Origin of the sequence: Pseudomonas triticifolii (genome assembly GCF_014358015.1) — a bacterium.
Lineage (GTDB): Bacteria > Pseudomonadota > Gammaproteobacteria > Pseudomonadales > Pseudomonadaceae > Aquipseudomonas > Aquipseudomonas triticifolii.
On record NZ_JACONV010000001.1, the window covers coordinates 627,201 to 648,828 of the forward strand.

18 protein-coding genes and 1 pseudogene are annotated in these 21,628 nt (G+C 60.3%); 9 read left to right on the forward strand and 10 right to left on the reverse strand.

The window, feature by feature from the left end:
* Nucleotides 1-4: 4 nt before the first annotated feature.
* Both H8S56_RS02615 and H8S56_RS02620 read left to right on the forward strand, forming a co-directional pair.
* The gene (locus tag H8S56_RS02615) at nucleotides 5-820 is read left to right on the forward strand and encodes an ABC transporter permease (RefSeq protein ID WP_024687307.1); all 816 of its coding nucleotides are present in this window, start codon (nucleotides 5-7) and stop codon (nucleotides 818-820) included.
* Entirely contained in the window at nucleotides 817-1,971 is a 1,155-nt protein-coding gene (locus H8S56_RS02620; RefSeq protein ID WP_187517782.1) for an ABC transporter ATP-binding protein, read from the forward strand. The genes H8S56_RS02615 and H8S56_RS02620 overlap by 4 nt, the downstream gene beginning before the upstream one ends.
* A 206-nt stretch (nucleotides 1,972-2,177) precedes the next feature.
* Here H8S56_RS02620 and H8S56_RS02625 read toward each other — a convergent pair whose 3' ends face one another.
* A complete protein-coding gene (locus H8S56_RS02625) occupies nucleotides 2,178-3,095 on the reverse strand; it encodes a LysR substrate-binding domain-containing protein (RefSeq protein ID WP_187517783.1) in 918 nt (305 codons plus the stop codon).
* 100 nt (nucleotides 3,096-3,195) lie between these two features.
* Between H8S56_RS02625 and H8S56_RS02630 the strand changes: the two genes are divergently transcribed.
* Nucleotides 3,196-4,287, forward strand: coding sequence for a tartrate dehydrogenase (locus H8S56_RS02630; protein ID WP_187517784.1), 1,092 nt, complete (start codon nucleotides 3,196-3,198; stop codon nucleotides 4,285-4,287).
* Between the two features lie 13 nt (nucleotides 4,288-4,300).
* Here the strand turns inward: H8S56_RS02630 and ptrR are convergent, their stop codons facing one another.
* Nucleotides 4,301-5,179 (reverse strand): putrescine utilization regulator PtrR, encoded by an 879-nt coding sequence (ptrR, locus tag H8S56_RS02635; RefSeq protein WP_187517785.1) that lies wholly within the window; start codon nucleotides 5,177-5,179, stop codon nucleotides 4,301-4,303.
* A 102-nt stretch (nucleotides 5,180-5,281) separates the two neighbouring features.
* On the opposite strand from ptrR, the gene H8S56_RS02640 reads away from it, so the two are divergent.
* On the forward strand, nucleotides 5,282-6,673 hold the full coding sequence (locus H8S56_RS02640; RefSeq protein ID WP_187517786.1) for an aldehyde dehydrogenase family protein: 1,392 nt from the start codon (nucleotides 5,282-5,284) through the stop codon (nucleotides 6,671-6,673).
* Nucleotides 6,674-6,798: 125 nt separating this feature from the next.
* Here the strand turns inward: H8S56_RS02640 and H8S56_RS02645 are convergent, their stop codons facing one another.
* Nucleotides 6,799-7,386 (reverse strand): flavin reductase family protein, encoded by a 588-nt coding sequence (locus H8S56_RS02645; RefSeq protein ID WP_187517787.1) that lies wholly within the window; start codon nucleotides 7,384-7,386, stop codon nucleotides 6,799-6,801.
* A 143-nt stretch (nucleotides 7,387-7,529) separates the two neighbouring features.
* Here H8S56_RS02645 and H8S56_RS02650 point away from each other — a divergent pair, with 143 nt between their 5' ends.
* Nucleotides 7,530-8,153, forward strand: a complete 624-nt coding sequence (locus H8S56_RS02650; RefSeq protein ID WP_187517788.1) for a nucleotidyltransferase family protein — start codon at nucleotides 7,530-7,532, stop codon at nucleotides 8,151-8,153.
* On the opposite strand, the gene H8S56_RS02655 is transcribed toward H8S56_RS02650, so the two are convergent.
* From H8S56_RS02655 to H8S56_RS02670, 4 genes are read right to left on the reverse strand one after another with little or no spacing between them, the layout of a single operon-like run.
* Nucleotides 8,134-9,102 (reverse strand): XdhC family protein, encoded by a 969-nt coding sequence (locus H8S56_RS02655; protein WP_024694944.1) that lies wholly within the window; start codon nucleotides 9,100-9,102, stop codon nucleotides 8,134-8,136. The two genes, H8S56_RS02650 and H8S56_RS02655, sit on opposite strands and share 20 nt — an antisense overlap.
* A 2-nt stretch (nucleotides 9,103-9,104) precedes the next feature.
* A complete protein-coding gene (locus H8S56_RS02660) occupies nucleotides 9,105-11,321 on the reverse strand; it encodes a xanthine dehydrogenase family protein molybdopterin-binding subunit (protein ID WP_187517789.1) in 2,217 nt (738 codons plus the stop codon).
* 9 nt (nucleotides 11,322-11,330) lie between these two features.
* Complete coding sequence (locus tag H8S56_RS02665; protein ID WP_024687297.1) at nucleotides 11,331-12,314, reverse strand: FAD binding domain-containing protein; 984 nt, start codon at nucleotides 12,312-12,314, stop codon at nucleotides 11,331-11,333.
* The gene (locus H8S56_RS02670) at nucleotides 12,314-13,012 is read right to left on the reverse strand and encodes a (2Fe-2S)-binding protein (RefSeq protein WP_024687296.1); all 699 of its coding nucleotides are present in this window, start codon (nucleotides 13,010-13,012) and stop codon (nucleotides 12,314-12,316) included. The genes H8S56_RS02665 and H8S56_RS02670 overlap by 1 nt, the downstream gene beginning before the upstream one ends.
* Nucleotides 13,013-13,962: 950 nt before the next feature.
* Between H8S56_RS02670 and mqo the strand changes: the two genes are divergently transcribed.
* Entirely contained in the window at nucleotides 13,963-15,609 is a 1,647-nt protein-coding gene (gene mqo / locus H8S56_RS02675; RefSeq protein WP_024687295.1) for a malate dehydrogenase (quinone), read from the forward strand.
* 178 nt (nucleotides 15,610-15,787) lie between these two features.
* Here mqo and H8S56_RS02680 read toward each other — a convergent pair whose 3' ends face one another.
* Nucleotides 15,788-16,648 carry a CAP domain-containing protein gene (locus H8S56_RS02680; protein WP_024687294.1) on the reverse strand — a complete coding sequence of 287 codons (861 nt, stop codon included), beginning with the start codon at nucleotides 16,646-16,648 and terminating at the stop codon, nucleotides 15,788-15,790.
* Between the two features lie 500 nt (nucleotides 16,649-17,148).
* A pseudogene (locus H8S56_RS02685) lies at nucleotides 17,149-17,625 on the reverse strand (efflux RND transporter permease subunit); the annotation flags it as partial.
* 116 nt (nucleotides 17,626-17,741) lie between these two features.
* Here H8S56_RS02685 and H8S56_RS02690 point away from each other — a divergent pair.
* The 3 genes from H8S56_RS02690 to H8S56_RS02700 are packed head-to-tail and all read left to right on the forward strand — an operon-like array spanning nucleotide 17,742 to nucleotide 20,584.
* Nucleotides 17,742-18,521 carry a MipA/OmpV family protein gene (locus tag H8S56_RS02690; protein WP_187517790.1) on the forward strand — a complete coding sequence of 260 codons (780 nt, stop codon included), beginning with the start codon at nucleotides 17,742-17,744 and terminating at the stop codon, nucleotides 18,519-18,521.
* 48 nt (nucleotides 18,522-18,569) lie between these two features.
* The gene (locus H8S56_RS02695; protein ID WP_122695802.1) at nucleotides 18,570-19,271 is read left to right on the forward strand and encodes a response regulator transcription factor; all 702 of its coding nucleotides are present in this window, start codon (nucleotides 18,570-18,572) and stop codon (nucleotides 19,269-19,271) included.
* Nucleotides 19,268-20,584: a sensor histidine kinase gene (locus tag H8S56_RS02700; RefSeq protein WP_187517791.1), complete on the forward strand. Its 1,317-nt coding sequence runs from the start codon at nucleotides 19,268-19,270 to the stop codon at nucleotides 20,582-20,584. Before H8S56_RS02695 ends, H8S56_RS02700 begins: the two co-directional genes overlap by 4 nt.
* A 66-nt stretch (nucleotides 20,585-20,650) precedes the next feature.
* On the opposite strand, the gene araH is transcribed toward H8S56_RS02700, so the two are convergent.
* A complete protein-coding gene (gene araH, locus H8S56_RS02705) occupies nucleotides 20,651-21,616 on the reverse strand; it encodes an L-arabinose ABC transporter permease AraH (protein WP_024687285.1) in 966 nt (321 codons plus the stop codon).
* Nucleotides 21,617-21,628: the final 12 nt, after the last annotated feature.

The window sequence follows — 21,628 nt, forward strand, 5'->3', positions numbered from 1 at the left end:
CGCCATGCTCCTGACACCCAATGCCATGAGCCTTCGCCTGAGGTCAGGGCTGTACCTGACGACCGGGCTGATTGCGCTGTTTCTGTTGCTGCCGATCCTGTTCATCGTCCTGCTGTCGTTCGGTTCATCCCAGTGGCTGGTGTTTCCGCCACCGGGCTGGACGCTCAAGTGGTATCAGCAGTTTTTCTCCAACCCCGAGTGGATGGACGCGGCGATGTCGAGCTTCAAGGTCGCCATCCTCACCACTATCAGTGCCGTGGCGCTGGGCCTGCCCACGGCGTTTGCACTGGTGCGAGGCAAGTTTCCCGGCCGCGACATGCTGTACGGCATCTTCACGCTGCCGATGATCGTGCCGCTGGTGATCATAGCAGTGGCGGTCTACGCGCTGTTCCTCAAACTCGGCTACACCGGCACGCTGTTTTCGTTCGTGGTCAGCCACGTGATTGTCGCGCTGCCGTTCACCATCATTTCCATCATCAACTCGCTGAAACTGTTCGATCAGTCGATTGAGGATGCAGCCGTGATCTGCGGCGCATCACGCTTGCAGGCCATCTACAAGGTGACGTTCCCCGGCATTCGTCCCGGTCTGGTCGCCGGTGCCCTGTTCGCGTTTCTGGTGTCGTGGGACGAAGTGGTGCTGAGCGTGATGATGGCCAGCCCGACCCTGCAAACCCTTCCCGTAAAAATGTGGACCACGTTGCGTCAGGACCTGACCCCGGTCATCGCCGTCGCCTCGACACTGCTGATTGCCCTGTCGGTGTTGGTCATGTTCATCGCCGCGACCCTGCGTCGCCGCAACGAAGCCAGGAGTACCTCATGAGTGCCGTGATCAAAGACCTTGCACACCCGCATCAGAAAGCGCTGGTGAGCCTGTGCAACCTCAACAAGCACTACGGCGATTTCGCAGCCGTCGACGATATCTCTCTGGACATCCAGAACGGCGAGTTCCTGACTTTTCTGGGCTCCAGCGGATCGGGCAAGAGCACCACCCTGTCGATGCTCGCGGGCTTCGAAACGCCCAGCTCCGGCGAGATTCTGGTTGAGGGTAAATCGCTGGTGAACGTGCCACCGCACAAGCGTGACATTGGCATGGTATTCCAGCGCTACTCGCTGTTTCCGCACCTGAGCGTTCGCGACAACATTGCCTTCCCGCTGGCGATACGCAAGCTGCCGGCGGCCGAACGCGAGCAGCGCGTGGACGCCATGCTCAAGCTGGTACAGCTCGAAGCCTTTGCCCATCGCCGCCCGTCCCAACTGTCAGGTGGTCAGCAACAACGCGTGGCCATTGCGCGGGCGCTGGTCTACGAACCACGCATTCTGCTGATGGACGAGCCGCTGGGCGCGCTGGACAAGAAGTTGCGCGAAGACCTGCAGGACGAATTGCGTCAATTGCATCGCCGTCTGGGCATCACCATTGTCTACGTGACCCACGATCAGGAAGAAGCCATGCGCCTGTCGCAGCGCATCGCGATTTTCAGTCATGGCAAGATTGTCGGCCTGGGCAGCGGCTATGACTTGTATCAGAACCCGCCCAACGCATTTGTCGCCTCGTTCCTGGGCAACTCCAACTTCCTCAGGCTCAAGGCTCAGGGTAATGCAGTGGCGACCTTCGAAGGCCATCCGCTGGCGATCCGCATCACCAACGGGCTGAAGAGTGATCAGGACGTGCTGGCCATGATCCGCCCTGAAAAGGCCCAGGCACTGAGCCTTGCGCAAGCAGCAAACGCTGCGCTGGAGCCGGGCTGGAACGAAGTGAACGCCACTGTCACTGAGGTGCTGTTTCTGGGTGAAAGCCAGACCTGTTCCGTGGTCACAGCGGGCGGCACGGCCATGACGGTCAAGGCGCTGTCTGCCACTGGCATGCCCATGCAGGCGGGCGACGCCGTAAAAGTGCGCTGGGCAGCAGCGGATGCGTGCATCTACACCGAATGGACCGACAGCGACTTGAATAAGGCGGCCGGGGCGCATTGATCCGTTTGCAGGCAAGGCTGTGTCGCTCGATACGCTTTATCTGTTGAAGAACGTACTGTTCGTGTGGGAGTGGACTTGTCCACGAAAAGGCCAGTGCAGCCAGTCGAGAGGTCGCGCCTGACACACTGCCTTCGCGGTCAAGTCCGCTCCCACTGCGGCTCGCGTGGTCAGGCGTCCCGCAGTCCTGTTTAGAAGCACAGACAACCTTACTGCCCAACTACCCCGACCTGCCCCTGCGCAAAGAACTCACGCAAAAACTCCACCGTGACCCGCACCTTGGCCGAACGCATCAGCGGCGAGGTGTAAACCGCCCAGATATCCGCCTCCTGACGATACTCCGCCAATACCTGAATCAGCCGCCCTTGCGCCAGATCGGCGCGCACATCCCACAATGAACGCAGTAACACCCCTCGCCCGTCCAGGCACCATTGACGGGCGATCTCGCCATGGTTGGTGGACAAACTGCCGGTGACTTTCACGGTCTCGGCTCCCTGCGGCCCGTTCAAATGCCAGATGCCAAACGGCCGGTCGCGCTCCTTGATCACCAGGCAATCGTGGTTGGCCAGCTCGGCAAGATTCAGAGGCGCACCGCGTTGCGCAAGGTAAGCCGGGCTGGCACACAACACGCGCCAATTGCTGGCCAGATGTCGGGCACGCAGGTGAGGGGCGATTTCATTCCCGACGCGAATATCCAGATCGACGCCCTCCTCGATCAGGTCGATCAACCGGTCCTGAATGTCCAGGCGGATATCCAGCTTCGGGTAGCGGGCCGCCAGCTCCGACAGCGCCGGTGCCACGAAGCGACGGCCAAACCCTTGACTGCTGACCACGCGCAGCGAACCAGTGGGTTCGTCATGCAGGGCCGCGACTTCATCGCCCATCTGCTGTACCGACTCCAGAATGCCCTTGGCCCATTCATAGACCCGCTCGCCGTCCTCGGTAATCGATACCTGACGCGTCGAGCGGTGCAGTAACACCACGCCCATGCTCTGTTCCAGCAGGCGAATTCGCTTGCTGACGTAAGCTGCGGACATGCTCAGCTCGTTGGCAGCGCCCACAAAGCTTGAGCGCCGCGCGACATGGATGAACACATTCAGGTCATCGAGACTGGGGTAATTGTTCACGAATCGTGTTCCTTGAATGCATTAATCGACTGATTATCTTTGGTTCGTGGGCTTATAGCATAAGAACCCAGAGCCACTCATCCATCGAGAGAGCCACACCATGAACAATAAGAAACTGCGGATCGCTGCCATCGCCGGGGACGGTATCGGCCAGGAAGTGCTGCCCGAGGGCGTTCGCGTCGTCCAGGCCGCCGCCGCGCGCCACGGCATCGAGCTGGAGTTCGAATACTTCGAGTGGGCCAGCTGCGATTATTACCTTGAACACGGCCAGATGATGCCGGACGACTGGTTCGAACAGCTCAAGGGTTTCGACTCGATTTTCTTCGGCGCAGTGGGCTGGCCAGACAAAGTGCCAGACCATATTTCACTGTGGGGTTCGCTGCTCAAATTCCGCCGCGAGTTTGATCAGTACGCCAACATCCGCCCGGTGCGGCTGTTCCCCGGCGTGCCCTGCCCGCTGGCCAACCGCAAGCCTGGCGATATCGATTTTATCGTGGTGCGCGAGAACACCGAGGGCGAATACTCGTCCTTGGGCGGCATCATGTTCGAGAACACTGAAAACGAATTCGTCCTGCAGGAATCGGTATTCACCCGCCGCGGTGTCGACCGCATTCTCAAGTACGCCTTCGAGCTGGCCGGCAAGCGCGAACGCAGGCACGTGACTTCGGCGACCAAATCCAACGGCATGGCGATCAGCATGCCCTATTGGGACAAGCGCACCGAAGCGATGGCCAGCCAGTACCCGGCGATCAGTTGGGATCGACAGCACATCGACATTCTTTGTGCGCGCTTCGTGCTGCAACCGGAGCGGTTCGATGTGGTGGTGGCGTCCAACCTGTTCGGCGACATCCTTAGCGACCTGGGCCCGGCGTGCGCAGGCACCATTGGCATTGCACCGTCGGCCAATCTCAACCCGGAGCGCAACTTCCCGTCACTGTTCGAGCCGGTCCACGGTTCGGCACCGGACATTTTCGGCAAGAACATCGCCAACCCGATTGCGATGATCTGGTCAGGCGCGCTGATGCTGGACTTCCTGGGTCAGGGCGACGCACGTTTCACCGCAGCGCACGACGAAATTGTCAGCGCCATCGAGCAGGTGATTGCCAGCGCACAGATCACACCGGACCTGGGTGGCAAATGTTCGACGCAGGAGGTCGGTCTGGCCATCGCCGAGACGCTTTCGCGCCTGTGATCGCGCGAGTCGCTCAATTGGTCCTGGGTGACTCGCCTCGTGCCTGAACCAGCTCGACGAAACGCGTCAGGCTGGGTGAGTCGGTGCCGCGACGCCAGATCAGCCAGGTTTGCAGATAACGAAAGGCTTCCGACATCGGCCAGATACTGACGGTGGTGCAGCCGGGCATGCTTTCCAGCATGCTGCGCGGCATCAGCGCCAGACCCGCACCGGCGCTGACGCAGGCCAGCATGCCGTGGTAGGACTCCATCTCGTGGATCTTGCCCGGCACGGCACCGTCATCGGTGAACCAGCGCTCGAAGTGGTGCCGATACGAACAGTTGGCACGAAATGCGTAGATGCTTTCCCCGCTGACATCACGCCCACGCGTCACCGGCGCATGCTGTAACGGCGCGATGACGACCATTTCTTCTTCGAACACCGGCACGCCCTCCAGCGAGGGATGCAGCACCGGGCCGTCAACAAAAGCAGCCACCAGTCGCCCGGCCAGAACACCGTCTATCATCGTGCCGGACGGTCCGGTGGACAGGTCCAGCTCAACTTTGGCGTATTTCTGGTTGTAGGCCGCCAACAATGCCGGAATCCGCACCGCCGCCGTGCTTTCCAGCGAGCCCAGCGAAAACGGGCCTTGTGGCTCCTCGCCGGACACCGACAGACGCGCCTCCTGCACCAGATCCAGAATGCGTCGCGTGTAGTCGAGAAAATTCCAGCCAGCAGGCGATAACCTCAACCGCAACTTCTCCCGAATGAACAGCTCGACACCCAGATCCTGCTCAAGCTGCTTGATGCGTGTGGTCAGGTTGGAGGGCACCCTGTGAATGTGCTGCGCAGCCGCGCTGATGCTGCCGTGCTCGGCAACCGCCTTGAACATTTCAAGCTGGACCAGATCCACATCATTCTCCAAATGTGAAAGATACGATCAGTATTATTCAGTTTCGCAAAGCATGTCACGGACCTATTCTGGTTTCATTCCCCACCTGAACAGGATGGCGCCATGACTGCTGTATCCACCCACACCCATGCAATCTCGATCAACCCCGCCACCGGCGAGCAGATCGGCCATTACGCGTTTGAGTCCGACATCGACCTGGATAATACCCTTGACCGCGCCGTATCCAGCTTCTCTGCCTGGAAACGCAAAAGCGTCGATCAGCGCGCACAGCTGATCGTCGCATTGGGTCAGGCCTTACGCGATGACGCTGACACGATTGCGCACATGATCAGCCGGGAAATGGGCAAGCCCATCAAGCAGGCCCGAGGCGAAGTCGAAAAATGCGCCCAGCTGTGTGACTGGTACGCCGCACAGGGACCCTCCATGCTCGCGGCGGAGCCGACTCAGGTTGAACACGACAAAGCCAGGATCGAATACCGCCCGCTGGGCCCGATCCTTGCGGTCATGCCGTGGAACTTCCCGATCTGGCAGGTGCTGCGCGGCGCTGTGCCGACGTTGCTGGCGGGTAATACCTATGTGCTCAAGCATGCCCCGAATGTCATGGGCTGCGCTTATCTGATGCTTGAAGCGTTCAAGCGCGCCGGTTTCCCTGACGGTGTGTTTGAAGTGATCAATGCAACCCAGGAGGGCGTTTCCAAAGCCATCGCCGACCCCCGAATTGCCGCCGTTACGCTGACCGGCAGCGTGCGGGCCGGTCAGGCTATCGGTGCGCAAGCCGGTGCCGCGCTCAAGAAAAGCGTGCTGGAGCTGGGCGGCTCTGACCCGTTCATCGTGCTCAACGACGCTGACCTGGAGCAGGCAGTGAAAGCGGCGGTCATCGGCCGTTACCAGAACACCGGACAGGTCTGTGCGGCCGCCAAGCGTCTGATCATCGAGGAAGGCGTGGTCGAGGCATTCACGCGCCAATTCGTTGAAGAAACCCGCAAGCTGGTCATCGGCGACCCGCTGGCAAACGAAACTTACATCGGCCCGATGGCGCGCTTCGACTTGCGTGACGAACTGGACGCTCAGGTTCAGGCGACGCTCGCCGAGGGGGCAACCCTGCTGTTGGGTGGCGAGAAAATCGCAGGTCAGGGCAACTTCTACGCGCCGACCGTGCTGGGTGATGTAACGGACCAGATGACCTCGTTCAAGCAGGAACTGTTCGGCCCCGTAGCGTCTATCATCACCGCCCGGGACGCCAGACATGCGCTGGAACTGGCAAACGACAGCGACTTCGGACTGACCGCGACCGTTTACACCCAAGACCTGGAACTGGCCGAGCAACTGGCTGGCGAACTGGACACCGGCGGCGTGTTCATCAACGGTTACAGCGCATCAGACCCTCGCGTGGCCTTCGGGGGCGTGAAGAAAAGCGGCTACGGGCGTGAACTGTCGCACTTCGGCGTACGCGAGTTCACCAACGCCCAGACCGTATGGCGGGATCGTCACTGAGAGAACGAGGATCGACCCACGCGCGATGTGCATGAGCTCGATACCGGTAACGAGAGGTAGACAAACCTTATAGGCGCGACCTCGTTCGCGCCTATAAGGTTATGCGGTCAGCCGGTCGCTAACGTTCAAGCCTCGCCGTCCGTCTCCACCACAGCAGCATCACCGATGGTGTAGAAATGCCCCCCGGCCACGTAGTGCAGGCTGCGCCATTTCGGGTCGGCGGTCTCGAATTCCCAGTGCCCGTCACGGAACACGCGGGTGTCGGCCCAGGCACCGACGACTTCGGCAATGAACAGATCGTAAGTCTGCTGATTATGCGGTTCGGGGATGACTTTGCAGATCAGCCAGGCAGAGCAACCGGCCACCAGCGGCGTGTCGTGCCCTTCGATTCGAAACAGCTCGGCCCCCGCCTTGTCCAGCTTGTCCGGGGTGAAGATCATGCTCTGGGTGCCGACGTCGAACGTCAGTTGCAATTGATCCCGATTGGGCACCTGCAGCGCAAAATAGCCGCTTTTCTCTACCAGCCCACGGGTCTTGGTCATCTTGTCGATCACCAGCGTCACTTTGGGCGGCGAGAAATCCAGCGCACACGCCCAGGCAGCCGACATGACGTTATGCACACCTTCATGACTGGACGACACCAAAACGGTCGGTCCGTGATTGAGCAAGCGATAGGCCTTTTCCAGCTCGACCGGGCGAATATGATTGTCCACGTGAAACCCTCGAATAGGTAATCTTGTCACTGCAAACAGGCGGCGCAATCAGGCATTGTGCGCGTCTCACGCATAGGTCATCGTGTGCCGCAGTGGATGACGAACCGGCCCTTTTCCCTTCACCTGTTTCAAAAGGCTTCGGATTGACCAGCATAGACAGTCCAATTCCCCAAGTGTTCGCACTGCTCCTGGCGGCAGGTCGCAGCCGGCGTTTCGAGGGCGACAAACGTCGCGCTTGCCTGCCATGCGGCCGCACCTTGCTGCGTGCGAGCCTCGACAATGCCCGACAGGCGTTCAGCAATGTGTGGGTGGTTTTGAGAGATGAAGATGACGCTGATCAGTTGGGCGTTCCACACGACGTGACGGTGGTACGCAGTCCGTTAGCAGACCTGGGCATGGGCCACAGCCTGGCCAGCGGCATTGCTGCATTGATGCCATCCACAGCCGACGCGGTTGCGGTTCTGCTGGCGGACATGCCGTGGATCAAGCCCGCCACCTTGCAACGCCTTGCGCGCATGGCCGATCCGCAACGTATCGCGCTGCCCGCTCATGAGGGACAGCGCGGCCACCCGGTCATCATCGGGCGTGAGTTCTGGCCGCTGCTGCTGAACCTTGAGGGCGACCAGGGTGCGAAGTCGATCATCAAGCGTCATCCTGAACACTGCGACGTGCTGGCGTGCGAAGATCCCGGCATCCTGCGCGACGCCGACACGCAAGCGGCGCTCGCAATCGCTTGCCAAAGCTTCGCTACAGCGCCTGACGACTGATCCCGTTGGCCACGCGCAGCATGTCGGCCATAACCGCAATCGCGATCTCGGCCGGCGTTTTGCTGCCCAGATTCAGACCGATGGGCGCGTGAATTCGCGCCAGCGCCTCATCATCCAGGCCACCAATCCGGGCCAGACGCTCCTTGCGCTTGCCACTGGTGCGCATCGAGCCCATCGCACCGATGTAGAACGCCTCGGTACGCACAGCCTCAAGCATGGTCAGGTCGTCCAGCTTTGGATCATGGGTCAACGCCAATACGGCCGTCGAGGCGTGACAGCCACCTTCGGCGATGAATACCGCGGGTAGCACGTCACGCACTTCGACACCTTGCATGGAGAAACCGGCCGTGACCTCGGTGCGGGGGTCGCAGACGATGACTTCATAGCCCATGGCAACGGCGAAACTGGCGCAGAACTCCGCGACCGGCGACAGGCCGGCCAAGAGCACACGGTAGACCGCGCCCATACGGATACTGATGCGCTCACCGTCGACCTGCACGCGAGACTCGCCCAGCGCAGCAGCGCACGTCGAGCGTTGTACACCGCCCAACACGACCTCTCGACCCATCAACGTGCGGCCAGCAAGCGCCTGCTCCAAACTTGCCAAATGCTGATCAGCGTCAGGACTGGGGGTGATGCACTCGATCAACACATCAAGTACCCCGCCACATGGCAGCGCCAACGTAGGTGCCAGGCCGCCCTCGCCGTAACGCACCACCTGATTGACCGGCTGGAACTGCCCGGCGGTTAGCCGCTCCAGAAAGTCCTCTTCCACACAGCCGCCGGACAGCGACCCGCGATGCTCGCCATTATTCAAGGCCACCAGCATCGCCCCCGGCCCGCGCGGGGCGGAACCGAAGGTCGAAAGGACGGTGCAGAGCCACACGGTTTTGCCAGTCGCCAGCCAGTCACGTGCCTGCTGGATAACCTGCAAGTCGAGTTGCTTCATGGTTACCGCCCCGCCATCAGCTTTTCTTTGGTGATGGGCAAGCTGCGAACCCGCTTGCCGGTAGCGTGGTAGACCGCATTTGCTACCGCCGCAGCCAGCCCTGTCACGCCGATTTCACCGATGCCACGCGCACCGAACTCGCCCATGTTGTAATCCGGGTAATCGAGAAGAATGACGTCGATCTCCGGCTGGTCCGCATGCACGGGCACCACGTACTCGGCGTAGTTGTTGTTGACCGGCAAACCCGTGCGCGGATCAAACTCGGCGGCCTCGAACATCGCCATGCCGATACCCATCACGATTGCGCCTTCCACCTGATTGCGAGCGGCCAGCGGATTGACCACCTTGCCCACGTCGATAGCGCTGACCACTCGCGAAACGCGCAGGCTGGAAATACCTGGATCCCAGCGCACCTCGACAAAGTGCACACCGAACGAGCGAAACGAATACTTGCCGGACTCAGGCAGGCCACTTTGAAAGTTGCCTTCGGCGCGAGACAGACGCTGCGCCTTCAATACGTCGACAAAGCTGACGCGCTGCTCACCCGACACCAACTGGCCGTTCTCAACGGTGATCGACTCGGCGTCCTGGCCCGCAAACACCGCGTTCTTGCTCACGGCATATTGACGAAGCTTCTGTAACGCCTCGCGAGTGGCACCGGCAATCGCAGGCATCACGCTGGCTGTCACCCAGGAGCCGCCGGACACAGGACCTGCCGGAAATGACGAGCTACCCAACTCCACTTCAACCCGGTCCAGCGCAATGCCGGTCAGTTGACTGACGGTCTGGGCAACGATGGTGTAGGTTCCGGTGCCGATGTCCTGCAGTCCGCACTGCGCCAGGGCCGTGCCGTCGGAGCGCAGGATGACCCGCGCGTCGGTCGGCACCTGATAGGCCTCCCAATTACAGGCCCCCATCCCGTAGCCGATGATCTCGTCACCGTCGCGCATCGAGCCCACCTCGGCTTTGCGCGCCTGCCAACCGAACTGCTCGGCGGCCTTATCGATGGCTTCAGGCAGATGGTTACTGGACCAGGGCAAACCGGCACTCTGGTCTTTATCGGACAGGTTGAGCTTGCGAAACGCCAGCGGATCCATGCGGTTGGCCAACGCCAGCTCATCGATGGCAGATTCCAGTGCGAACAACCCTGGCGCAGCGCCGGGCGCCCGCATCGAGGTCGGCGTACCGCGATTGACCGCACCGATCCTGTGGCTGACCAGCACGTTGTCGCAGCCGTAGAGACTCTTGGTCACGCCGCCGCAGTTCTCGGTGTAGTCGTCGAGCGTCGACGTGCTGTTGAACGATTCGTGGCGGATCGAGACCAGCTTGCCACTGGCATCGCTGGCCAGACGCAGGCGCTGACGGGTTTCCGGGCGGTGACCTACGGTGGTGAACATCTGCGCACGCGGCAGCACCAGTTGGACCGGCCGCCCAGTGACTTTTGATGCTGCACAGGCCGCAATCGAGTGCGGCCACGGCCAGAGCTTGCCGCCGAAGCCGGAACCAATGAACGGCGCACGTACTTCAACGCGATCCGGCGGCAGATCGAACACATTGGCCAACAGGTTGCGATGGTTGACGACACCCTGGGTGCTTTCGTAAACGTAGAGTTTGCCGTCCTGCCACCATGCGGTACTGGCGTGCATTTCCATCGGGTTATGGACTTCAACCGGTGTGGTGTAAGTCTGATCGACTTTCCTGGCCGCACCTAGAAACGCACCGTCAGGATTGCCACGCGTATGCCCGGCACCGCCATCGCGGGCACCGTTGTTGCGCAGTGCTTCCTGCAGATCCTTGACCGGCTTGCTCTCTTGATAGTCGACTTTCACCCGCAGCGCTGCAGCCCTTGCCTGCTCGAAACTCTCGGCCACGACCAACGCCACGAACTGGCCAGGGTAATACACACGATCGTCTTCAAACGGCAGACGATGCTCGTCGGTCTTGCTCGCAGAGAGCATCTTGGCGAAGCTCAATGGCGCATTAGGGGTGCGATGCAACTCGGGAAAATTACCGTGGTGAAAAACCGCCACGACGCCCGGCATCTTGCGCGCGTCCTGATCGTTCACCGCAACGACACGGCCACTGGCGATGGTGCTGTAGACGCCATATGCGTACAGCATGTCCTTGATGGGATGGTCGGCGGCATAACGTGCCTCGCCACTGACTTTTTTACCGCCGTCGATACGACGGTGCGGCGTGCCGATGATCTGTTCGCTCATGGAAAACTCCTACGCCGTAAGGTCACGAAGGTTACGGACGATGACCTGCTCACCCAACGGGATCTTGAAGGCGTTGTGTTCATAAGCCCTGGAGCCTTTCATGGCCAGGGCTGCCACTCGGGCAAAGGTGTCCATGTCAGCACGCTGACCGATGAGTGCACGCTCGGCCTCGACGGCGCGCCACGGTTTGGTGCCGACGCCGCCCAGCGCAATGCGCGCATTGGCAATGCGTTTACCGTCCATGACCACGATGATTGCGCTGGACGCCAGGGCAAACTGATACGAGGTGCGGTCACGCAGCTTCAGGTAGCTCGAACGACTGCCGGACAGCGGTGCATCCAGCGTTACATGGGTCACCAGTTCGTGAGGCGCCAGCGCATGCTCGCGCTCAGGCGTATCGCCCGGCAGCAGATGGAAATCGGCGTAGGGAATGTCACGCGTGCCGTTCGGGCCCTGGACTGTCACCTGAGCGCCGACAGCGGCGATGCCCACACACATGTCCGAGGGGTGCGTCGCAATGCAATGATCACTGGTGCCCAGCACCGCATGCACGCTGCGGTTCAGGCCGCCAATGGCCGCACAGCCCGAACCGGGCTCACGCTTGTTACAAGCGGAAAAACCGTCACGAAAGTAAGGGCAGCGTACGCGCTGCATGAGGTTGCCCGCCGTGGTGGCTTTGTTGCGCAATTGCGTCGAAGCGCCTGCCAGCAACGACTGCGAAACCACCGGGTAGCGTTCGCGAACCCGCGGATCACTGGCCAGCGCCGTATTGCTGACCAGGGCACCGATGCGCAGGCGACCGTCAGGCAGCGATTCAATCTGCTTGAGCGCCAAGTGGTTTATGTCGACCAGTTGCTGAGGCTGCATGACATCAAGCTTGACCAGATCCAGCAGCGTCGTCCCACCTGCCAGATAGAAACGCTCGCCTTCTCCCGACGCCGTGCTGACGGCCTGCGCGGGTGACGCAGCCCTGGAATAATCGAACGTTCTCATCAGGCAGCGCCCCCTGTTTTCGAGGCCGGCATTTTTGAGCGCGCAGACTGCACGGCCGACAAAATATTCTTGTAAGCCCCGCAGCGACAGATGTTGCCACTCATGGCTTCGCGCACACTCGCATCGTCAGACGCAATGTTCGGATCGTTGAGAATCGCCACTGCGCTCATGATCTGGCCCGACGTGCAGTAACCGCATTGATAGGCGTCGTGCTCCCAGAAGGCTTCCTGCACCGGGTGCAACTTGCCATTCTCAGCCAGGCCTTCGATGGTGGTGATGCTGTCGCCGTCATGCTGAATGGCAATCGACAGGCAGGAATTGATCGCAACCCCGTTGACCAGCAGCGTGCAGGCTCCGCACTGGCCGTGATCACAGCCCTTCTTGGTACCGGTCAGTTGCAGCCGGTCACGCAGCACGTCCAGCAGTACCGCATTGGCAGGCACATTCAATGAATGGGTCTGACCGTTGACCTTCAACTGGATGCGGTGCTCGCCTACCCCAGGTGCACCGGTGTCGTCGATTACAGCCGGTGCGGGAGCTGGAGCAGGTGCGGCCTGCAGCATGCCGTCCGACGGTATCCAGGTGGACAGCGTCGCGGCGGCAATGCCCGACGCGCCGAATTTCAGAAAATTGCGTCGTGATGGCTGGATACCCTCGATAGGGTCCTGCGGGGCTTTTTGCTTCTCGGGTTCACTCATCGGGGTTCACCTTGTCATCGCCGCCACGGCTAAAAAGTGGCGGGCTTTATTCGGTTCAGCAGCGCCTCCATGCTCGCCCGATCGCACCTGAGGGCTGGTTCAGTTCCCTGGGTTGAAGGTGCTCGGAGGTTGCAGGCAATCATGGAGAAGCCATTTGGCATCACGTTTCAGATAAGTGTTTAACTGGCGAGCAATCGGAAAGTTCAACGTTTCAGTCGAAGCGACGCCGGTGCAGATGTTGCGACATGTGTGCGGCTGAGCGGCACGCGTACGCGTCTGTCGTGCTTAATGGCCTGACTCCAGGGACCTTATCAGCCGCGTCAGATCGCGATTAGCCGTCGACCGTTACTTGAAGTCATGAATTGCGCTCATCAATCAGAACGGCGCGTGTGGAACCTGACCGTCGCGCTCACGAGTACCGTATTTCGGCCATGCGCGTGCTGCGGCTAAAGGTGTGAGGGTATCGGGCGATAACGATGGAGACAGGTGACGCAGAGGCCTGCTCGGTGAAGTGACGGCAGATATGCAGATCGCAACTCGCGCCAGAGGTACACAGTGTGCGAAAATGCCGCGTCTTGCCGATATGGCACTATGGCGTGCCGTACCCTGCGAGCACAAAAAACGCCTCAGAGCGTGTCTCCATGGTCCAATGCGGCGTCCAAGACTCCGTGAACAGGCTGAACAGGTGCGCATTACGCGCGTAAAAGGGACCCGGTCCCGAACGTCGCGCTGCACCCATTAGCACATGTCGCTTCATGACGCTGAATCCAATGACGATAAGAAGCCAGCGCAGTAGGACATAAAGTGAGGTCTTGAGCAGTATTGTATTGGCCTTGTATGTCCACCTCTAGCCCCTGAAGGTGCGGGCGTTTGTCGCATGTGTTGCGACCTGCGCAGACCCGGATCCTCAGAAGCAGTCGGCGGATGGCATTTATCAAATGGATTACAGCATGTTGAAGAAAGTGAACACGGCCCTTCTGGGTCTGGCGATGTCGCTCGGGATGATGCCTGCGCACGCCGCCGAAACCAAGAAAGTCGACGTATTGCTCGTCGGCGGCGGCATCATGAGCGCCACCCTGGGCGTCTGGCTCAATGAGCTGGAGCCGGGCTGGTCGATGGAAATGGTCGAGCGCCTTGATGGCGTGGCCGAAGAAAGCTCCAACGGCTGGAACAACGCCGGTACCGGTCACTCCGCCCTGGCCGAGCTGAACTACACCCCGGAAGACAAGAACGGCAACGTCGACATCTCCAAGGCCATCGAAATCAACGAAGCCTTCCAGATTTCGCGTCAGTTCTGGTCCTGGCAGGTGAAGACCGGCGTTCTGAAGAACCCGCGTTCGTTCATCAACTCCACACCGCACATGAGCTTCGTGTGGGGCGACAACAACATCGAGTTCCTGCGCAAGCGTTACGCAGCACTGCAATCGAGCCCGCTGTTCAGCGGCATGCAGTACTCCGAAGACCACGAGCAGATCAAGAAGTGGGTTCCATTGATGATGGAAGGTCGTGACCCGGCGCAGAAGCTGGCCGTGACCTGGAGCCCGATTGGCACCGACGTGAACTTCGGCGAGATCACTCGTCAGTTCGTGGCCAATCTGCAGAGCAAATCCAACTTCAGCCTGAAGCTGTCGAGCGAAGTCCAGGACATCACCCGCAATGAAGACGGCAGCTGGCGCGTCAAGTACAAGAACCTGAAAGACGGTACCGAAACCGAGACCGATGCCAAGTTCCTGTTCATCGGCGCTGGTGGTGCAGCCCTGCACCTGCTGCAAGAGTCTGGCATTCCTGAAGCCAAGGAATACGGCGGCTTCCCGGTCGGCGGTTCGTGGCTCGTGACCGAGAACCCTACCCTGGCCATGCAACACATGGGCAAGGCGTACGGCATCGCGTCCACTGGCGCACCACCCATGTCGGTTCCGCACCTGGACACCCGTGTTCTGGACGGCAAGCGCGTCATCCTGTTTGGCCCATTCGCGACCTTCTCCACGAAGTTCCTGAAAAACGGCTCTTACTTTGACCTGCTGACCAGCACCACGACGCATAACGTGTGGCCAATGACCCGTGTCGGTGTCGCTCAGTACCCGCTGATCGAGTACCTGGCTGGCCAGGTCATGATGTCCGATGACGACCGCTTCGCTGCTCTGCAACAGTACTTCCCGAACGCCAAGAAAGAAGACTGGCGCCTGATGCAGGCCGGTCAGCGCGTTCAGATCATCAAGCGTGACGAAGAGAAAGGCGGCGTCCTGAAACTGGGCACCGAAATCGTTGCTTCCAAGGACGGCTCCATCGCCGGTCTGCTGGGCGCATCGCCAGGCGCGTCGACTGCAGCGCCGATCATGCTCGGCGTGCTTGAGAAAGTCTTCAAGGACAAAGTAGCGACCCCGGCCTGGCAGGAAAAACTGCGCCAGATCGTGCCTAGCTACGGCACCAAGCTGAACGACAATCCGGATCGTGTTGCACAGGAATGGGCCTACACCGCCGAAACCCTGCAACTGACTCCACCGCCACCTGTGAACAAGGCAACAGCCGCTGCTGCGCCTGCTGCCAAGCCTGCAGAGAAGCGTGAAAGCAACCCAGCCAGTGACATGGCGCTTTAAGGCGTGTAACGCTTGAAGCAAAGCCCCGCCAGACGTGTCTGGCGGGGCTTTTTTTTGCCTGTCAGCTCATAGCCAAAACGGCCCATACGCTGCATCAGAGGTCATCAAGTGCCGCCGTGAGGGACCAGCGGCCGGTTAGATCGCGCTGCCTGAACACGCCTTGTGGACCTGACCGGCATCAAGGCGCCCCGAACAACATCGTCCAGTAAACCCCGTAGTCGGTTTGTGCGCCCGTCGCGTAAGCCGCACCGACCTCGGTGAACATCGGATTCATCAGATTGGCGCAGTGCCCGGGGCTCGCCAGCCAACTGGCCATGGCCTTGCTCGCCGAGCTCTGTCCGGCCGCGATATTCTCGCCGATCTGCCGCCCGCCGTAGCCCGCTGCTCGCGCTCGATCGGCAGGTGAATCCCCGTCGAAGCCGCGGTGCTGAAAATAGTTTTCACTCGCCATCGACTGACTGTGCCCTTGAGCCGCCAGCTCCAGCGTCGAGTTCCAGACCAGAGGCCGTGCCGCTGCAAACGGACGTTTGCCACACAGGCGAGGTTTGGAGCGCGCCTCATTGATCTGTGCCAGCAGCAGCTTGCCCGACGCTCGCGCGTTATTCAGCTTGCTGTCGATCAGCGGCCGGGCGAGCACTATGCGCCAGTCGTTGCGCTCGCGAGTGATGCCGATATCAGCGTACTGCGAATCCAGCAGCGCAGCACAGTAGCGACTCTTGAGCATTGCGAACGCCTGCCCCGCATCCTGCGCACCGACCAGTCGAAAGGTGCGTACGGTCACCGCCTGATAACCCGACGCCTTGAGCGCGTCGCGAGAGCTGCCGTTGAACCCAAGGGGTAACGCGACGTTATCGTTCAACGCCAGCGGCCGTGCCGCCTTCGGCGTTCGAGTTTCACAGCGTTGCGGTTGGCCGCGGTAGGCATTGATGCTCTGGGCCAACTGCCGCTCTTCGCTGGCTACGACAGGCGTGGCGCACAAGGGTGCCAACGCAATCAGGCACAGTCGGACACGTCTTGAAAAACGAAAAGGTCGACGCATGGTGGGATCGGGCTCTGAGGACAGGAACAGCAGAAAGGATTGATGCCCGTTTTCAAGGGCCCGGATGGGACCGCTTAACCCGCACAAGGTTCACGCACCCGACCGGGCATCGGGTGCGCTTCAGGACCTGCCGCGCTCTGTGCGTCGCTCATGCTCGAGTGCAAAAACACACCGTAGGTCAGGGTCGCGTCTGATTACTTTGAATTTCCTGTTTGCCTCACGATCACTTTTTGACGGGCATCAAGCCAACAACGATCAATGCCCATCGCAAACAATCAGCATTTCTGGCGCAGCAATCAATGACAACAGTGACTGAGCAACGCAGGCAGCAACGCAGCGCAAGCACACCCCTGAGGCGCATCATCTTTCGGCGTTTCAGGCGCGAGCTCAACATCATGCGCCCCGAAGCACCACGTGAGTGTCTGCTCAAGCAATGCCGTCGACAGCACGACGAACGCTGAAACAGATCATCCCGACCATCACGCGGCCTGTTTCACAGATCAGGAGCTAGCCACCCCATCTGCATAGCGGACAGGTTCGAGCCGAAACCAACGGTGCAACAGACGCTCCAGCTGGTCGATGTAGGTAAACGCCACCGGCACGACCAGCAGACTCAGCGCGGTCGAGGTCATCAACCCGCCGATCACCGCAATCGCCATGGGCTGTCGGAAACTCGCGTCAGCCCCCAGCCCCAAGGCAATCGGCATTATCCCCGCGATCATTGCAAGGGTGGTCATGATGATCGGACGAACCCGCTTGTGGCAGGCATTGATCAGCGCATCCACCACTGAAAGGCCCTGCTTCCTGATGCCCATCACCGAATACTCGACCAGTAGAATCGAATTCTTGGTGACGATGCCCATCAGCATCACGAGACCGATCAGGGACGGCAGACTCAGCATGCCTCGTGTCACCAGCAGCGCGACAAAGGCGCCGCCCACCGACAGCGGAATAGCAAACAGAATGGTCAGCGGCCTGCGCCCGAGTCGGGTTCCGCAAACGGAGCCTGATAGAGCACAGCGACGAGGAAACGACAGCGCTGCCCGCACACTCATCCTCAGTTTAAAACTCCTCTCTCAGAGAATTGATTGTGATGAAACGACTGTCCGTGCCCGCCCTCGCCGCTCTGGTATTTCCTGTTGTGCCTTTCGAGGCTGTGTTCGCCGAGCCATCAAGCCTGAGTCTGGGACTCGGTGCAGCGGTAAGCGAAAGTCCCTATGCGGGCGCAGGTACTCAGGTCAATCCGCTGCCGCTGATCAAGTACGACAGCGATAGCTTTTTCTTCCATGGTGTCACCGGTGGCTATCATCTGGTCGATACCGGAATCTTCTCCCTGGATGCCATCGTGTCGCTGAATATGGACGGCATCGACCGTGACGATTTCGGGCGTCGTGAGCTGGCAAAGAACGGAATTGACCGCGATCTGCTGGAAGACCGCGACAACGGCATTGATGCAGGTCTGGCAGCGAGCCTGCGCGGCAGCGGCGGTCAACTGGAGCTGGTTGCCAAGAGCGATATCAGTGGCACCAGTGACGGCTACTCAATGAACCTTGAATACGCGTATCCGACCCATTGGGGCACGACGCGCCTCAAGCCTCACATAGGCGCGACGCACATGTCCGGCAATCTGGTGGATTACTACTACGGCACCCTCGATAAGGAAGAGCAACGCGGCGTCGCTCGCTACCGGCCGGGCAGCGCCACCGTTTCATACATCGGTCTGGGTTTCTCGCAACCCATCGGCAAGCAGTGGGAAGTGTCAGGCAATGTGCGTTACAGCAACCTGCCGGACGAGCTTGGCGACAGCCCTCTGGTGGAACGCAGCACCGACAGCTCGACGTCCATGTTCATCGGCATTTCGCGGAAGTTCTGACACCTGTCAGACTGACTCATCAACGACACTACAGAGTTCCAGCCCCTCATGATCGAGCGTTCCTTGAGCGTGTTAATCGTCGAAGACAACCTGGCCCTGGCGGCTAACATGTTCGACTATCTGGAAGCCTGCGGGCACACGCCCGACGCAGCACCGGATGGCAAGGCTGCCGTGCGCCTGCTCCTTGAGAATACCTATGACGTGATCGTGCTGGACTGGATGATGCCGCGCCTGGACGGCATCTCGCTGTTACGCCATCTTCGTAACGAGCTCAAAAACCCGACGCCCGTGATGCTGCTCACCGCCAAGGATCAACTGGACGACAAGCTTGAAGGCTTCGAATCGGGGGCCGACGATTACATCGTCAAACCGCTGGCACTCCCCGAGCTTGAGATTCGCCTTCGGGTACTGGCGGCCCGAAGCCAGTCAAGGCCACACCTGCGCCAGGTACTGCAGGTGGGTGATCTGACCTTCGATCTCGGCACACAAACCGTCGCGCGCGCCGGAAGGCAACTGCCCTTCTCGCCGATCAGGCGAACCCTTCTGGAGGTGCTGATGCGCAACTCGCCCGACGTCGTCACCCGGTCTGAACTGGAGTCGCTGGTCTGGGGTGACCGGGTGCCGGACGGCGACCTGCTGCGCTCGCACATGCACCTGCTCAGACGGACCATCGATGGCGACTGTGCCGCCGAGGACAAGCTGCTGCACACTGTCGCAGGTGTGGGCTTTCGTCTGTGTGCGCTGCCATGATCGACTTTTTTGGCAGCCGAGGCAGCCTGCACCGATTGATCAGCCTGATTCTGGTCGGGTTTGGTCTGCTCATGACGACCGGGCTTGGAACTCAGGCATTCATGAGCCAGGAGCTTATTGACCATCCTGTCTGGAAGGAACTGCTGGAGACCGCCACCCAAAGCGTCCTGAAGTCCAACGCACAGACCGACACGCAGGACCTGGGCAGAATCCGCATCTGGACAGTGAACAGCGACACACCGGCAGCAGGCATTCCTGCTGAATTCACAGCGCTTGCGCCGGGCTATTACAGCGAAGGTGATCTGGACAACGATTACTGGTTTCCTGGAGACTCGGACTATGCCGTGCTGGTGACGGCACTGGGCAACGGGCGCATGATCGCCGCCATCGATATCAGCGATCTTGAACATGAGCAGAACCGGATCGCGCTGATCGGCGCGGTTTACCTGATCCTGAATCTGGTCCTGATCATCTGCGCGATTGCCTGGCTGTACGTGCGCATGCGGCGTCCGGTTCAGGAGCTGGCGCAGCGCATGAAACAACTGGATCCGGAGCGGCCTGCGCAGCGCCTGCCAGTGCACTACGTTCAGCAAGAGCTTCAGGAAATCGCCAGCGGCATCAATGCTCACCTGGAGCGAGTCGAACAGTTCATGACCCGCGAGCGCAGCCTGCTGGATCAGGCCAGTCATGAGTTCCGCACGCCGATTGCCGTGATCAGCGGCGCACTGGATGTTCTGGAACGGCAGACATTGCCTGCCAGCGCCGCGCCGCCCTTGCAGCGCATGCGCGCCACCGTGGAAAACCTGACCGAAATCATGGTCGCTCTGCTGTATCTGTCTCGCGAACCCAAGGTGACCAGACCGGACGACCCCATCGAGCTGGACCGCCTGTTACCCGCACTGATCAAAGACCATGAACACTTGTTGGACGGTAAACCGGTCCGGTTCTCCATCAACATTCATGACACCCTCACCCTGCACGCCCCGGAGGCCATGTTGCGCATCGCCATCGGCAATCTGCTGCGCAATGCCGCCGAAAATACCTACGACGGCACCATCGTGGTCCGGCTCAAGGCCGGCATCGTCAGCGTGACCGACTCTGGCGAAGGCTTTGACACGGCCGAAGCCTCCCGGCGCTACCTGACCATGGTCAGGCAGTCGACCAAGGCCGGCACGGGAAAAGGACTGGGGCTGTTTCTGGTGCGGCGCATCTGTGATCGTTTTCACTGGCGCCTGACACTGGAATCGATGCCGACGCTGGGCACGTGTGCGATTCTGGATTTCAGCACGCCCAGTCTAGATAACGACACTTGAACGAAACAAAAAAATGCCCTTGCCAGGTTTACTGACAAGGGCGTTTCTGACCAGACCTGAGGCGTCCTAGCGGCGCTTCATCCGGTCGATAATCACCGCCAGTAACAGGATCGTGCCGCGAATCACATACTGGTAGAAGGTGTCGATGTTCTTCAGGTTCATCGCGTTCTCGATGATCGCCAGAATCAGCACACCAGCAATGACGTGACGAATCATGCCGATGCCGCCGCTAAGCGATACACCGCCCAGTACGCAAGCCGAGATCACCGTCAATTCGAAACCTTGGCCGACCATGGGCTGGCCCGAGGTCATGCGCGAGGCAAGCACCACGCCTGCCAGCGCGCCAATCAGACCGTGCACGGCGAAAATGATGATCTTGGTGCGATCAACATGCACGCCCGCCAGCAACGCCGCTTCCTGGTTGCCACCAATGGCCATCGTGTTGCGCCCGTAGGTGGTGTAGTTGAGCAGCCAACCGAAGAAGATGAAGCAGACGATGGTGATGAGGATCGGCACCGGCACGCCATACAGCTGGCCGTTGCCGAACACGAAGAAGTCTTCGTTGGAAACGCCCACGGCCTTGCCGTTGGAGAAGATGTACGCCAGGCCACGCACGATCTGCATGGTCGCCAGCGTGGCGATCAGGGCGTTGATCCTGAGCTTGGCAATCACGATCCCGTTGATCAGTCCTACGACCAGGCCCATGGCCAATGCCGCGGACACGCCGAGGAATATGCTGTCGGTGTCACGGATCACGATACTGGCGATCACGCCGGAGCACGCCAGTACCGAGCCGATCGACAGATCGAAGTGGCCGGACGCAAGGCAGTAAAGCATGGTGCACGCTGCGATACCCACAGTGGAGATCGCCAGGCCCAGGCCGCGCATGTTCAAGGGCGACATGAAGTTGTCGATGAACACCGCGCAGAGCACGAAGATGCCCACAGCGGCCAGCAGCATGACCCACTCATCGGCAAAACGTCGCAGGTTCAAGCCCTGACGGGGAGCCCGCAGGCTGGATTCGGTAGACATACGCACCTCTTT